Annotated in this window: 14 protein-coding genes and 2 pseudogenes; all 16 read left to right on the forward strand. The window is 60.4% G+C overall.

From position 1 onward, the window contains the following. The first annotated feature begins 1 nt into the window (after position 1). The 16 genes and pseudogenes from virB11 to AC5JLE_RS03660 all read left to right on the forward strand — a co-directional run bounded on the left by virB11 (position 2) and on the right by AC5JLE_RS03660 (position 13,613). Complete coding sequence (virB11, locus tag AC5JLE_RS03585; protein WP_032961561.1) at positions 2–1,045, forward strand: P-type DNA transfer ATPase VirB11; 1,044 nt, start codon at positions 2–4, stop codon at positions 1,043–1,045. 3 nt (positions 1,046–1,048) lie between these two features. Next, positions 1,049–2,032: a lytic transglycosylase domain-containing protein gene (locus tag AC5JLE_RS03590; RefSeq protein WP_241884535.1), complete on the forward strand. Its 984-nt coding sequence runs from the start codon at positions 1,049–1,051 to the stop codon at positions 2,030–2,032. Positions 2,033–2,105: 73 nt separating this feature from the next. Then, positions 2,106–2,510, forward strand: coding sequence for a TrbC/VirB2 family protein (locus AC5JLE_RS03595; protein ID WP_014647573.1), 405 nt, complete (start codon positions 2,106–2,108; stop codon positions 2,508–2,510). Beyond that, on the forward strand, positions 2,503–2,811 hold the full coding sequence (locus AC5JLE_RS03600) for a VirB3 family type IV secretion system protein (RefSeq protein WP_005417227.1): 309 nt from the start codon (positions 2,503–2,505) through the stop codon (positions 2,809–2,811). The genes AC5JLE_RS03595 and AC5JLE_RS03600 overlap by 8 nt, the downstream gene beginning before the upstream one ends. Positions 2,812–2,891: 80 nt before the next feature. Further along, positions 2,892–5,333: a VirB4 family type IV secretion/conjugal transfer ATPase gene (locus AC5JLE_RS03605; protein ID WP_241884534.1), complete on the forward strand. Its 2,442-nt coding sequence runs from the start codon at positions 2,892–2,894 to the stop codon at positions 5,331–5,333. Then, entirely contained in the window at positions 5,330–6,157 is an 828-nt protein-coding gene (locus AC5JLE_RS03610) for a hypothetical protein (protein WP_236636397.1), read from the forward strand. The genes AC5JLE_RS03605 and AC5JLE_RS03610 overlap by 4 nt, the downstream gene beginning before the upstream one ends. A gap of 76 nt (positions 6,158–6,233) precedes the next feature. Continuing rightward, a complete protein-coding gene (locus tag AC5JLE_RS03615; RefSeq protein WP_241884533.1) occupies positions 6,234–7,364 on the forward strand; it encodes a TrbL/VirB6 family protein in 1,131 nt (376 codons plus the stop codon). A gap of 68 nt (positions 7,365–7,432) precedes the next feature. After that, positions 7,433–7,936, forward strand: a complete 504-nt coding sequence (locus tag AC5JLE_RS03620; RefSeq protein ID WP_080281910.1) for a DUF4189 domain-containing protein — start codon at positions 7,433–7,435, stop codon at positions 7,934–7,936. A gap of 244 nt (positions 7,937–8,180) precedes the next feature. Further along, positions 8,181–8,777, forward strand: coding sequence for a type IV secretion system protein (locus AC5JLE_RS03625; protein ID WP_496065048.1), 597 nt, complete (start codon positions 8,181–8,183; stop codon positions 8,775–8,777). A 23-nt stretch (positions 8,778–8,800) separates the two neighbouring features. Further along, on the forward strand, positions 8,801–9,328 hold the full coding sequence (locus AC5JLE_RS03630) for a DUF4189 domain-containing protein (RefSeq protein WP_423172721.1): 528 nt from the start codon (positions 8,801–8,803) through the stop codon (positions 9,326–9,328). A gap of 321 nt (positions 9,329–9,649) precedes the next feature. Continuing rightward, positions 9,650–9,739: pseudogene (locus AC5JLE_RS03635) on the forward strand (type IV secretion system protein); the annotation flags it as partial. Between the two features lie 38 nt (positions 9,740–9,777). Continuing rightward, positions 9,778–10,038: pseudogene (locus AC5JLE_RS03640) on the forward strand (DUF4189 domain-containing protein); the annotation flags it as partial. A 256-nt stretch (positions 10,039–10,294) separates the two neighbouring features. Beyond that, positions 10,295–10,738, forward strand: coding sequence for a DUF4189 domain-containing protein (locus AC5JLE_RS03645; protein WP_241884532.1), 444 nt, complete (start codon positions 10,295–10,297; stop codon positions 10,736–10,738). Positions 10,739–11,153: 415 nt separating this feature from the next. Beyond that, positions 11,154–11,531, forward strand: coding sequence for a DUF4189 domain-containing protein (locus tag AC5JLE_RS03650; RefSeq protein WP_258010630.1), 378 nt, complete (start codon positions 11,154–11,156; stop codon positions 11,529–11,531). 480 nt (positions 11,532–12,011) lie between these two features. Continuing rightward, a complete protein-coding gene (locus tag AC5JLE_RS03655; RefSeq protein WP_049408130.1) occupies positions 12,012–12,548 on the forward strand; it encodes a hypothetical protein in 537 nt (178 codons plus the stop codon). Positions 12,549–12,605: 57 nt separating this feature from the next. Continuing rightward, positions 12,606–13,613 carry an XVIPCD domain-containing protein gene (locus tag AC5JLE_RS03660; RefSeq protein WP_321210784.1) on the forward strand — a complete coding sequence of 336 codons (1,008 nt, stop codon included), beginning with the start codon at positions 12,606–12,608 and terminating at the stop codon, positions 13,611–13,613. Positions 13,614–13,619 lie beyond the last annotated feature (6 nt).

The raw sequence follows: 13,619 nt of genomic DNA on the forward strand, positions 1-13,619 counted from the left end.
CATGGACGCCGAAGTGTCACCCCTCGCCCTCGTCTCCAGCGATTTCCTGCGCTATCAGTACGAAGTGCTGGGCATCGCCGAGTACATGACGTCTCCGGAAGTGACGGAAATCTGCATCAACCGTCCCGGTGAGCTGTACCTGGAAACCCGGGCGGGGTGGCAGCGGGTGGACGTGCCGAGCCTGACCTTCGAGCGGGCCCGGCAGTTCTGCACGGCGGTGGTGAACGAGAGCAACACCGGCCAGCGCATCACCGATGCCGATCCGGTCGTGTCGCTCACGTTCCCCACTGGCCAGCGTGCGCAGTTCGTGATTCCGCCGGCATGTGATGCAGGCAAGGTGTCGATCACCATCCGTCTGCCGTCCAAGCACACCAAGTCGCTCAGCCAGTATCACGAAGACGGCTTCTTCAATCAGATCCTGGAAACCGATGGCAGCATCAGCGAGCAGGATCGTGAGCTGCTGGAGCTGCGCCATTCGCGCGAGTACGCCGAGTTCTTCCGGCGTGCGGTGATGTACCGCAAGAACATCGTGGTATCCGGTGCGACCGGTAGCGGCAAGACCACCTTCATGAAAGCGTTGGTCAATCATATCCCGGACAACGAGCGACTGGTCACCATCGAGGACGCGCGCGAACTGTTTCTGACCCAACCCAATGTCGTGCACCTGCTGTATTCCAAGGGTGGACAAAGCACCAGCAATGTCAGCGCCAAGAGCTGCATGGAAGCCTGCCTGCGCATGAAGCCCGAACGCATCATCCTCGCCGAGCTGCGCGGTGACGAGGCGTTCTACTTCATCCGTAACTGCGCGTCCGGCCACCCGGGGTCGATCACCAGCTGCCACGCCGGCAGTCCGGAACAGACCTGGGACCAGCTGGCGCTGATGGTGAAGGCTTCGGCCGAGGGTTCGGGCCTGGAGTTCAACGTGATCAAGCGGCTGTTGATGATGACCATCGACATCGTCGTGCATATCAAGGCGCATGCCGGCTCGCGCTACATCACCGGCATCGACTTCAATCCTGGGCGTGCCCAGGGGCAGGAGGGCTGAAGGATGCTGCCAGGACTGGAAATGATGGCGTGCCCGGAGATGGCCGTCTCGATGGATGTGATGCAGCATGTAATCAACGTCGAATCGTCGCGCAATCCCTACGCCATCGGCGTGGTCGGCGGCGCACTGGTGCGCCAGCCCAAGGCCTTGGATGAAGCGCTGGCGACGGTACGCATGCTGGAAGAGAAGGGCTACAACTTCTCGATCGGACTGGCCCAGGTCAATCGCTACAACCTGGGCAAATACGGGCTGGATTCCTACGAGAAGGCCTTCCAGCAGTGCCCGAACCTGCAGGCGGGTTCGCGCATCCTCGCCGAGTGCTACAAGCGCTCCGGTGGTGATTGGGGCAAGTCGTTCAGCTGCTACTACTCGGGCAATTTCGAGACCGGCTTCCGTCACGGCTACGTGCAGAAGGTCTATGACTCGATGCGCCGCGGGCAGATGCTTGCCAGCAATGGCGTTGCACCGATCGACGTGGTCAGCCGCGGCGAGCGCCGCAGCGTGAAGGTCGAACATCATCCGCAGCTGGCCTCTCCGGCGCAGGCCCGCATCGTTGCGCAGTCCAATGGCCCGGTGTACGTGCCGTCGGAAGATCCCGCACGCGCCTATGTCGTGTACCCGTCCACCGGTGCGATGGCGCGGGGCAGCCTGCTGAATCTCGCCGACCAGACGCTGTCCAAGGTGGTGCTGGGTTCAGTGGACAGGATGATGCAGCCTCAGGCGCAGCCCAGCCAAGGGCCCGCCTATCCCCAGCAACAGGCCGGTGGCATGCCGCAGCAGCTGCCTCAGCAGGGTGCTGCACAGGCGATGGCCATGCCGCAGCAGTTGCCAAGTGCTGCTGGCGCCGGCAATGAGGGGCCAGTGATGCTGCGGCCCTGGAGCGAGCGCAACCAGCCTGTCGCCGGTGGCGACAATTCATTCAACGCACCGGTGCAGGCTGCGCCGGTGCAGCAGATTCCCGCAGGGGATGCGGCCTTCGTGTTCTGACGAAGTCGTGGTGCGGCCAGTCCCCCGGCTGGTCGATTCAGTTGTGTTAGTCCATCAACAAGGAAATCAATCCATGAAGCGATCCAATCTCGACCTCGTCCAGGCCCAGCGCACGCTGAAGACTCTCCTGATGGCCACCCTCTTCGTTGGTGCGCTGTTCGCTCCGGAGGTCTTCGCCAATCAGGGCGGCGTCAATTATGGTGGCACCGAGAAGAAGGTATGTGGCTTCTTCGACAGCATCAATGGTCTGCTGAACATGGCCTCGATCGCCGTGGTGACCATTGCCGTCATCTTTGCTGGCTACCAGATTGCCTTTGCGCATAAGCGCATTGGTGATGTGGCTCCGATCCTGATCGGTGGCGTACTGATCGGTGCCGCTGGCCAGATCGCACGTATGCTGCTGGGTGACGACTATGGCACCTGCGAGGGCAAGACCTCCATGCTGATCCAGCAGGCTGTCCAGTACTACAGTGCATAAGAACGTCGTCTTCCGCGGCTGCACACGTCCGGCAATGTTCCTGGGCGTTCCCTACCTGCCATTCTTCATGGTGGCAGGTGGGTTGCTGCTGCTCAGCATGTACACGAACTTCTGGTTTCTGCTCACCATTCCGGTGGCGGTCTTCATCATGCGGCAGATGGCTAAGCGTGACGAAATGATCTTCCGCCTGTTGGGCCTGCGCCTGCTGTTCAAGCTGAAAGTCCGCAACGTGCAGGAACACGATGGTATGTGGGTGTTCAACCCCAACCATTACCGCGACAAACCGGCCCGAATGGATTGAGGTCCGGATCCGGCCCGCGGGCGCAAGCGTCCGTCGGGTCTGTTGAAACTTCTTGGCAGTACCTCTTTGGAAGCAGTCGTATGTTCAGCCCTGACACCTCCATCAGTGAGTTCATTCCCCTGTCGACGCATGTCGCCCCGAACGTGGTCAAGACCACGGGCGGCGACTACCTGTTGACGTGGTACCTGGAAGGACTGCCGTTCGTTGGTCGCGAGGAATGGGAGCTGGAGCACCGGCACAATACGTTCAACCGCCTGCTGCAGACGCTGAGGGCACCGGATTTCGTCAATGTCGCCTTCTGGGTGCACGACATTCGCCGTCGCCGTACGTTGAAAGGCAAGAGCCACTACAGCCAGCGCTTCAATCAGGATGTATCCGACCAGTACATGGGCATGCTGTCCGCCCAGCGCATCATGCAGAACGAGCTGTACCTCACCATGATCTACCGCCCGGTCGTGGCCGGGAAACGCTTCGTGGAAAGGTCGGCGAATGTCGAGCGCTTGCAGGCCGAGCAGGAGCAGGCCATCGAGAAGCTGATGGAACTGGCCGGCAACGTCGAGGCAGTGATCCGCGATTACGCACCGTATCGCCTGGGCATGTACGAGGCCAAGAACGGCGTGGTGTTCTCTGAAACGCTGGAGCTGTTCGGCTACCTGATCAATCGCATCGACGAGCCGGTCCCGGTGCTGTCGGCACCGATCAAGGACTACCTGCCGGTCAGCCGGCACATGTTCTCGGCCAAAACCGGTGACTTCGTCATCAACACCCCTAATGGTGCCAACCACTTCGGCGCCATCCTGAACATCAAGGAGTATGCCGAAGGAACTTACCCGGGCATCCTCAACGGCCTGAAGTACCTGGACTACGAGTACGTCATCACCCATTCGTTCAGCCCGATGGGGCGTCAGGACGCGCTCAAGGTGCTCGACCGCACCAAGGGCATGATGATCTCCTCCGGTGACAAGGCAGTCAGCCAGATCGTCGAGCTGGACCAGGCGATGGATCAGCTGTCGTCGGGTAATTTCGTGCTGGGCGAGTACCACTTCATCATGACGGTCTACGGCGACAGCCAGGCCAAGCTGTCGCAGAACGTGGCCACGACACGCGCCGAGCTGTCCAATGCCGGTTTTGTGTCGACCAAGGAAGACCTGGCGGTTACCTCGTCCTTCTATTCGCAATTGCCGGCCAACTGGCGCTACCGCACCCGCCTCGCCAACGTCAGCTCGCTGAATTTCCTGGGCCTGTCGCCGCTGCACAACTTCGCGACCGGCAAGCAGCACAACAACCCGTGGGGCGACTGCGTCACCACACTGCAGACCACGAACGGCCAGCCGTACTACTTCAATTTCCACGCGACCCATCCGTCGGAGAATTCGCTGGGCGAGAAGGCGATCGCCAATACCATGGTGATCGGCAAGTCCGGTACCGGTAAGACTGCGCTGATCAACTTCCTGCTCAGCCAGGTTCAGAAGTACGAGCCGTCACCGACCATCTTCTTCTTCGACAAGGACCGTGGCGCTGAGATTTTCGTCCGCGCCTGCGGTGGTAACTATCTGGCCCTGGAGAACGGCGCGCCGACCGGGTTCAACCCGTTCCAATGCGAGAACAATGAAGCCAACGTGCAGTTTCTGGCCGACCTGATCAAGGTGCTGGCCGGCAAGCGTGAATACAGTGCGCGCGAGGAGGAGGACATCTACCGCGCAGTGGAAAGCATGCTTGATACGCCGATGCACCTGCGCAGCATGACCAACTTCCAGAAGAGCCTGCCCAACATGGGCGACGATGGGCTCTACGCGCGCATGCGCCGCTGGACCTCGGGCAATTCGCTGGGCTGGGTATTCGACAATCCGGTCGACACCGTTGATCTGAGCAAGGCCAATATCATCGGCTTCGACTACACCGACATCATCGACAATCCCGAAGTGCGCGTGCCGGTCATCAATTACCTGCTGCACCGCCTGGAATCGTTGATCGATGGTCGTCCGCTGATCTACGTGATGGACGAGTTCTGGAAGATCCTGGACGGCGAGGGTGGCTTGAAGGAATTCGCGAAGAACAAGCAGAAGACCATCCGTAAGCAGAATGGTCTGGGCATCTTCGCAACGCAGAGCCCGGAAGATGCACTGAAGAGTGATATCTCCGCCGCCCTGATCGAACAGACCGCCACCCTGATCCTGCTGCCGAACCCGAATGCCAGCAAGAGCGATTACATGGATGGCCTGAAGCTGACCGAGGCCGAGTTCAAGGTGGTTACCGCGCTCGACGAGCGCTCGCGCTGCTTCTTGGTCAAGCAGGGCCATGCGTCCAGCGTCTGCCAGCTCAACCTGCGTGGCATGGACGACATCCTGTCGGTGATCTCGGCCTCGACCGACAACATCGACATCATGCATCGCGTGTTGCAGACCGCTGCAGTCCGCAACCGGATCACCGTGGACGAGCTCACGCCGGAGCAGTGGCTGGAAGACTTCTACAAACATCGAAAAGGGTCCGGGAAGCGGGCCGAGCAGGAGGAGACGGCATGAAGACGCTCGCTCAGACGAACAAGGAAACCCCCATGACAACTGAACTCCGCCGCACTCCGGTGCGACGCAGGCGCTTCGCGCCGATGATGGCCGCAGTGTTGACCCTGGGCATGACCATCAGTACAGGCACCAGTCCCGCGCAGGCGATGACGGTCTATGACCCATTCAACTGGATCATGAATTTCATGCAGGAGATGAAGGCCGGTCAGGAATATCTTCAGACTGCGCAGCGTTGGAGTGAAACGGCTCAGCAGTACTCCAAGACCATCGACAACTGGATGTCCAAGCTCCAGAACTGGACCCAGATCATTGCTTCCCCCCTGATGCCGCCGACTCCTGCGCTGACGAAGATTCCCGAGAACTGGAACGTGGCCGAGAAGTGCGGCGGCGATTCCATGATCAGCATGAATGGTCTGATGGCAGTGTTGAACATGAGCCCGGGCGGTGACATCGGCGCGCAGCAGCGTGCGATCTGCTCTTACATCCAGGTGCTTGAGAACAAGAAGTACAACGAGACTGTCGAGGTCGTGCAGATGTCCATGCCGGCGATGGAGCAGATGCTTCAGCAGCTGCGTCGGATCCGCAACGCGTTCAAGAATGAAGGCGCACTGCAGGAGGATATCTCCAACAATACGGCAACCTCGGTCGAGCTTGAGAAGGCCTTCAAGAAGTGGGAGACCACCATCAAGGTCTACGACCAGCAGATCGCTGCCTTGCAGGGGCGGCAGAAGAATCTGGCCGAGCGTGCGTTGCGGGGCGAGCGCAACCCGATTGGAAGTGTCATCAAGGCCGGCGCGCTGAAGGCCGCGCTCTCCACCAAGTGAATCACGTGCGCAACGCACTCCAGCAGGGCCCCGACGCGGGGCGGGTGATGTGATGAGTCAGGGAATGATGCACGGTATGGTGTTCAATGATCTGTTGCACGGCACGTTGTTCGCCTCCGTGGGCGACTTCGTCTTCTTCCGGCTGATCCTGGAATATCTGCGCGAAGAGATCACCAATTTCGGCAACGGTATCCTGAGCCGGATGATGACCTGGGTCGGCACGATGGCCCTGGTGCTGATGACGCTGTGGGTGCTCATCCAGGGCTTCCGCATCGTGACTGGGCGAAGCCGTGACTCGATGGCTGCGTTGATGACGAACATGGCACGGGCGGCACTGATCGTTACGGTCGCTACGTCGATGGCCATGTTTGGGACCAAGCTGCAGAACTTCCTGACTGGCGATGTTCAGGACCAGATCACCTATATCGTGACCGGAAAGAAGTCGACTGCCGAGGAATTGATTGATAAGAACCTGGGTTATATGCAGTTGGCGCTCACGTCGGTGAGTGTGCTGGATGTTGCCGGCGACGTAACGCTGGATAGCGCAAAGACCCGTGCGATGTGGTTCATTGGGCTGGGCACCGGCGGACCGGCCGTTACGGCGGGCGCCATGCTATTGCTGTACCAGATCGCAATGTCATTGTTCATTGGTTTTGGTCCGCTGTTCATCCTCTGCCTGCTGTTTGAGCAGACAAAGTCCCTGTTCCAACGATGGTTGTTCTATGGCATCGGCACCATGTTCTCAATGGCGGTGCTGGCTGCGATGACCGGCATTGCCATGGAAATGGTGGCGCGCGTGGCGGCTTCGTTCTGGGGCGCGTCTGCGCTGGGTGCACTGCTGGGGTCGAACCTGACCGAGGGCATGAGCAGCATGGCGCTGCAGCAGGGCGGCATGGGCCTGATCCTGACGACGCTGATCCTGACTGCGCCCCCAATGGCTGCGATGTTCTTCCAGGGCACCCTGGGTACCTTCATGGCATATTCGCAGATAGGTGGTAGCGCCGTGCCGACCTCGCCGGGTCCGAATGGGCAGCCGCCGGGTTCTAGTGGATCGGGTGGTATGTTTACGCCTCCGGCGCCAGCTTCGAACTCAAGTACCGGTGTGTTGGCCAACCAGAGTGCGACACCTAGGCTCCAAGGTCAGGGCGAAGTGCAATCTACTTCAGGCCCAGGTTTGCGGGGCAATGCTCCCTCCGGCAACACTTGATTGACCAAAATTGTCGTCAATGGAATCCCGTCCTCATGAAATCCGTGTTGCCTGCATTGATGGTCCTGATGGTTGGAACTGCTTGGAGCATTGATTCCGCCTTGGCGGAGGGGAATTGTCCGCCTGGCTTCTATCCTATAGGTGGCCAAGGGGTGCAGGGTTGTGCGCCGATTCCCGGGGCAAGTGGCGGTGGTACAACCGCCCCTGTTTCACCGCCTCAACCTTCCGGTGAGTGGATCACCACTTGGGGAGCGATTGCCACCTCCAAGCGCACTTCCGATGCTGGTGTATCCACTGGTCAGCGAAAGAAAAGTGGCGCGGAAAAAGAGGCGCTTGGCAAATGTTCCTCGGCGGGTGCAAAGGACTGTCAAGTGGTGCTTGCCTACTTCAATCAATGTGCCGCGTGGGTGGTGCCAAGTGGACAGACGGGGCGGGGAGGATCTGGCATAGGAAGAGGGCCAACACTTGAGCTGGCGGAGCAGGAGGCGCAGAAGGGCTGCACAAATGACGAAGCTGGGGCCTGCAAGGTCTTTTACACTGACTGCACAAAGCCCATATTCAGGACTTACTGAAACAGTAGAATTGAATCTGTTCTGAGGACCTCGGGACTCTACATATGAAGCGTCAGATCTCGTGCTTCGGGGAGAAGACAGGTTTGTGTGCGGATGATTTGATGGCTGAGGCTCTACTATATTGAGTTCGCAATCACTTCGGTGAGCCAGCGGAAGTTGTTGGAGATGTACTCAGACGAGGTCAGCGCGTGTCGCGGACAGATCATCGGCTTCGTAACGGTGGACCGGCCGATACAGCAGGCGCATGCTGTTGCTGTACGAGATCGCAATGTCATTGCTCATTGGTTTAGGTCCGCTGTTCATCCTCCGCCTGCTGTTTGAGCAGACAAAGTCCATCTTCCAACGCGGGTTGTTCTATGGCATCGGCACCGTGTTCTCAATGGCGGTGCCGGCTGCGATGACCGGCATTGACATGGAAATGGTGGCGCGCGTGACGGCTTCGTTCTGGGGCGCGTCTGCGCTGGGTGCATTGCTGGGGTCGAACCTGACCGAGGGCATGAGCAGCAAGGCGCTGCAGCAGGGCGGCATGGGCCTGATCCTGACGACGCTGATCCTGACTGCGCCCCCAATGGCTGCGATGTTCTTCCAGGGCACCCTGGGTACCTTCATGGCATATTCGCAGATAGGTGGTAGCGCCGTGCCGACCTCGCCGGGTCCGAATGGGCAGCCGCCGGGTTCTAGTGGATTGAGCGGGGGGGTGTATATGCCTCCGGTTCCCACCAATTCGAGGGCCTCAAGTCAGGTTCCGGTTCAAGATGCAACGCCTAGATTTGGAGGTGCGACCACTGAATCTCCGATTCAGAGTGGGCAGCGCGGCAATGCTGGAACAATGAATTCGTAACTCTTCGGGAATTGGAGGCCATGATGCGAACGACTTTGACCTACACAGTTCTCGTTGTATTGTTGTTATGCGTACACTCCGCATCAGGAGAGGGTGGCTGCCCCCCGGGGTCGTATCCGATCGGTGGGCAGGGTGTCCAGGGTTGTGCGCCAATTCCTGGTGCAGTTGGTGGAACGGCTTCAGCCTCTGCTCCCGCTCCTGCTCAGCCGTTGGGGGAGTGGTTGACGAGATGGGGAGCCGTGGCTGAGTCGCCTACGTCAAATCTCGTCGGTACCGCAGCCAATGAGTCCAGCGAGCGGCGCGCGGTGGCTGCGGCGATCAAGAAGTGTGCCGCAGAGGGTGCAAAGGACTGCAAGTCTTCGGTTACCTATTACAACCAATGCGTTGCATTCGCTGTGCCGTCCTCAGGAAAGGGGCAGGGCTCCCTGGATACGGCGGTGGACGCAGAGACCGTCGCTAGAAATGCGATTGGTCATTGTCGGGATACCGGAGGCGGAAAGTGCGCCGTCGTCTATTCCGAATGCTCCTTGCCCGTCTTCCGGAAGTATTGATAAGGCCTCAGATAGGTCAGCAGAAAAATTGGGAATTGATCGTCAGATTAGCGTGAGTGGGGTTGCGCTCTTGTCAGTACCTCGAATGCCAGCGTTTCCATGAGATGCCGCTAAAAGAAGGGCCCAGAACGGGAAGCTGTGTAAGAATGCGCCGCTTTTGGGCGCGTGATCACAGCGGCGGCATGACTTTCTTCAATTGGTACGCTTTGTGGATCACCCTGAGCGGGGGAAGCACGTACTTCCTGTCTGGCATGGATCCAGTCTGACGCAGAGGCTACGGGGGCCGCGCAAGGGAGCTGCAGGAACGAATCATCGTGCGCACTGACTGCGCCCCCAATGGCTGCGATGTTCTTCCAGGGCACCCTGGGTACCTTCATGGCATATTCGCAGATAGGTGGTAGCGCCGTGCCGACCTTGTATCCCAGAAATCGAAGTGAGCTGCGGAAGCGGCGGCGATCGACAGATGTGTCCGGCGAGGAGGGAGCAAGTGTCAGATTCGTTTGAGCTATCACGATCAATGCGCCGCAATCGCCGATCCGTCGCCCCGCTCGGGCGGACAGGCTGCCGGAAATTCAATCGTTGCCAGCGCTGAAACACTTGACGAAGCTCAATCGCTCGCGTTGAAGGAATGCGCCTCTGTGAATGATGGGGGAGCGTGTGAAGTGGCCTACTCGGCCTGCAGCATGTCGGAATTCAGGGCGTATCGCTGATCGCCAAGTTCCGCATGATATCTGTCAACAGGTACGCATGCCACGTCAGAAAAGGGCGCTATGCGTGACAGCGTCTGATATGGCTTGGACTTTTTCCAGTGTGCCCCGGAGACTTCATACGTGTTCGCAGATGGTTGCAAATTGGATCGGACGCGAGTGAGTGAAAATGACTAGTCGTTCGATGCAAATGGTCGTAGCAGCAATGCTCTCGCTAGTATTCTCGTCCGCAAGTGCGGAGGGCAACTGTCCCCCTGCTATGTATCCGATCGGAGGGCAGGGAGTACAGGGCTGTGCACCTATCCCGGGAGCAAACAAAGGCGGGTTGACCGCTCCCGTCTCGCCGCCACAACCGTCTGGAGAATGGATCACCACCTGGGGTGCAATTGCCACATCCAAGCGAACGTCGCATGCAGGTGTGTCGACAGGGCAGCGAAGGAAGAGTGGAGCGGAGCAGGAAGCCCTTGGCAAGTGTGCTTCCGCGGGTGCGAACGATTGCAAGGTTATGCTTGCCTACTTCAATCAGTGTGCGGCATGGGTAGTTCCCAGCGGCCGGACAGGTCAGGGTGGATCTGGTATTGGACGCGGACCGACACTCGACGTGGCAGAGCGCGAAGCTCAGAAAGGCTGCACAAATGACCAAGCCGGGGCATGCGAGGTTTTCTATACGGATTGCACAAAGCCGATCTTCAAGGCGTATTGATGTTGCCGCCTCTCAGCTGTGCCTCCGGAACCGCTGGGCGAAGGGTTGAGTGGATGGTGAGCCGTTGCCAAATTTCACATGTCCAAATCAAACGAGTCCAGTGAGTGGCAGGCGATAGCTGTCGCCATCAAAAGGCGGGCAGCTGAAGGAGCAGGGCTACAAGCCTTCTGCGACCTGTTTTAATCCGGGAGTCGCATCCGCGGCGCCATCCTCGGGGAAGGCGCAAGGATCACTGAATCAGGAGGTTGGGATGATGAAATGCGGTCTGGCCGGGGTGTTGGTTGCTGCTGCCGCCGGGTTTGTTGGAGGCATCAGTTCCGCGCACGCAGAAGGCAACTGTCCGCCAGGGATGTACCCCATTGGCGGCCAGGGTGTTCAGGGGTGTGCACCAATTCCCGGATCTAGTGGAACTTCCATGACTCCGTCCGCGCCGGCACCCGCGCCCGCTGGGGAATGGGTGAAAACCTGGGGCGCGATTGCGGTCTCGAAGGCCACGTCCGAGGCCGGTGTTTCAACCGGGATGAGATCCCGGCGAGCCGCTGAGAAGGAGGCGCTGTCCAAGTGTGGTATCAGCGGAGCTCCTGATTGCTCGCTCAACATGACGTACTTCAACCAGTGCGTCTCATGGGCCATCCCTGCTGGCCGTTCGGGACGGGGGCAATCTGGTATTGGATCGGGACCCACGCCGGAAGCTGCACTTGAGACGGCGCGGTCACTGTGCAGGAACGATCAACCGGGCGCATGCGATGAAGTCTATGCGGATTGCACGCAGCCGGTGTTTGATCGCTATTGAGTGGCGTTGCGACAGGTGAGGCTCGCGCTTTGGGCCCCGCGGCGGGTGGGCTGCTGGGAGCCCATGCGGCGATGGTAGCGTGCGCCGAGCCGTGACCCACTTCGCCGGGCCCGCACGAACAATTGCGGAGTGCTGATCGTATGGATGGTGTATCCGGAATCGGGATCCATCAGCGCCAATCCCGATTTTATGTGATCAAGTGCGCTTTTCATCCCAAGCACCCTTCGACGAGCGCTGCCTCCTCGAAGTAAGCTGCGTGCGCGTCAAAATCCCGACGCGCCGGTGCCATCGAACACAGGAGCTTTTCCGTCCATGAGGACTGTGTCCCCCCGCGGTGCGGGTGACGCTTGCCACCATCGCGGTTGCCGTGGGCTCGGGGCTATCATCCGCCATGGCGGCCGCAGGGCACGTGCGAGGCATCGCCCCGTTTCCGGCCTCCGCTCGGGAACTGGCAAGACGGGATTGAAGGAGTTGCAGGGGATGGAGAAGGGGAGTGGCACGCACATGGACAATGCCCTGGCGTTCGTTCCGTCCGGCGCGAACCTGCTGGAAGCCGTACGCGGCGATCTGACCGGTAATGGTTTCCAGGACCAGCTGCTGGTGATCGACCAACCTCCTCCGGAGGGCTTGCTGCCCGGCGAGCACGGACCGAACCGGGTCCTGCTGTTGCTGCTGGGCGATGCCACGGGCCGCTGGCAGCTGGCGGCACGCAACGACAAGCTGGTGCCGTGCTCAACGCGCGGTGGCATTGCCGGTGACCCCTTCGCCTACGTGACGATTGAAGACGGCGCGTTCAGCGTGATCACCAACGGCGGCAGCCGCGAACGCTGGAGCAGCGTCTACACCTTCCGGTATGCACCTGCCGAGCAGGCGTGCTGGGTGCATGGCGTGCAGCGCAAGGTGGTGGACACCGAAACCGAAGCGACCCACACGCGCGATTTCTCTGCGGCCGAGCTTGGCCGGGTGCGGTTCGAGGATTTCGATCCGTCCGTCGTCGCCGACGTGAGCTTGCCCTGAGTGCCATGCCCGTGAGGAGGCGGGAGTATCCAACGATGATCGAGCAGGAGTTTCACCGTGTCGCAGGATAGGGAGTCGTTGCTGTTGCGGCAGGCCACGGAGGCCGGCATGACTTCGTCCCGGGAACTGGCCAACTTCATGGCGCAGGCCGGGCATGAATCCCGTGGCTTGAGCCGTCTCAACGAGAGTTTCAACTTCACCCGGGGCATCTCGCAGATCCCGGTGGAAGCAGCGTGGCGCAATGGCAATGGCGCGCTTGAGAGCGCCCGCCAGGAGGCGCTGCGTGGGCGGCCGGAGAACCTGGCCGAACTGATGTATGGCGGGCGCATGGGCAATGACGCGCCCGGTGATGCACTGAAGTATCACGGCCGTGGCTATCTGCCGCTGGTCGGCAAGGAGAATTACGAGCGTGCCGGCAAGGCGCTGGACCTGGACCTAGTGAATCAGCCGGAGCTGGCCGCGCAACCCGAGCACGCAGGCCGTATTGCCGTGTGGCAGTGGCAGACGCGGGTGCCGGAAGCGGCGCGCGAGGACGTGCGCGAAGCGACGCGTGCCCTGAATGGCGCGCTCAACGGCATCGAAGCCCGCCAGCAGCGTTTTGACGTGTGGCAGCAGAAGCTGACCCCCGATGTGATGGCGCGCCTGGAGCGTGGCGAAGTGGGGGCGCCTGCCCAGCCCACAACGGGACGCGACATGTCGCAACCGGGCGAGCCGGGATACACGCTGTTCTCGGGAGCGCGCCAGCACCTGCAGCAGATGGGGCCGCAAAGCGGTCTGCGCAGCGTGCAGGAACTGGACAATGCCGCCGGCACACTGGCGCTGAGCGCGCAGAAGGCGGGGATGTCGCGCATCGATCATCTCCTGGCGGGTAATGACGGTCGCACGCTGTTTGCTGTACAGGGCGCGCTAGGCGATCCGGCCATGCTGCGCGCATCGGTCGATCGCGAACAGGCGGCGCAGCAGCCGCTGGCGCAGAGCAGCCAGCAATTGGCTGCCAATGTCGCCCAGCAGGACCCGGCGGCCGCGCTCGCCCGCGAGCAGGAGCAGCGTTCTCGATCCCTGTAACACCGA

The sequence above is a fragment of the Stenotrophomonas sp. genome (genome assembly GCF_059505245.1).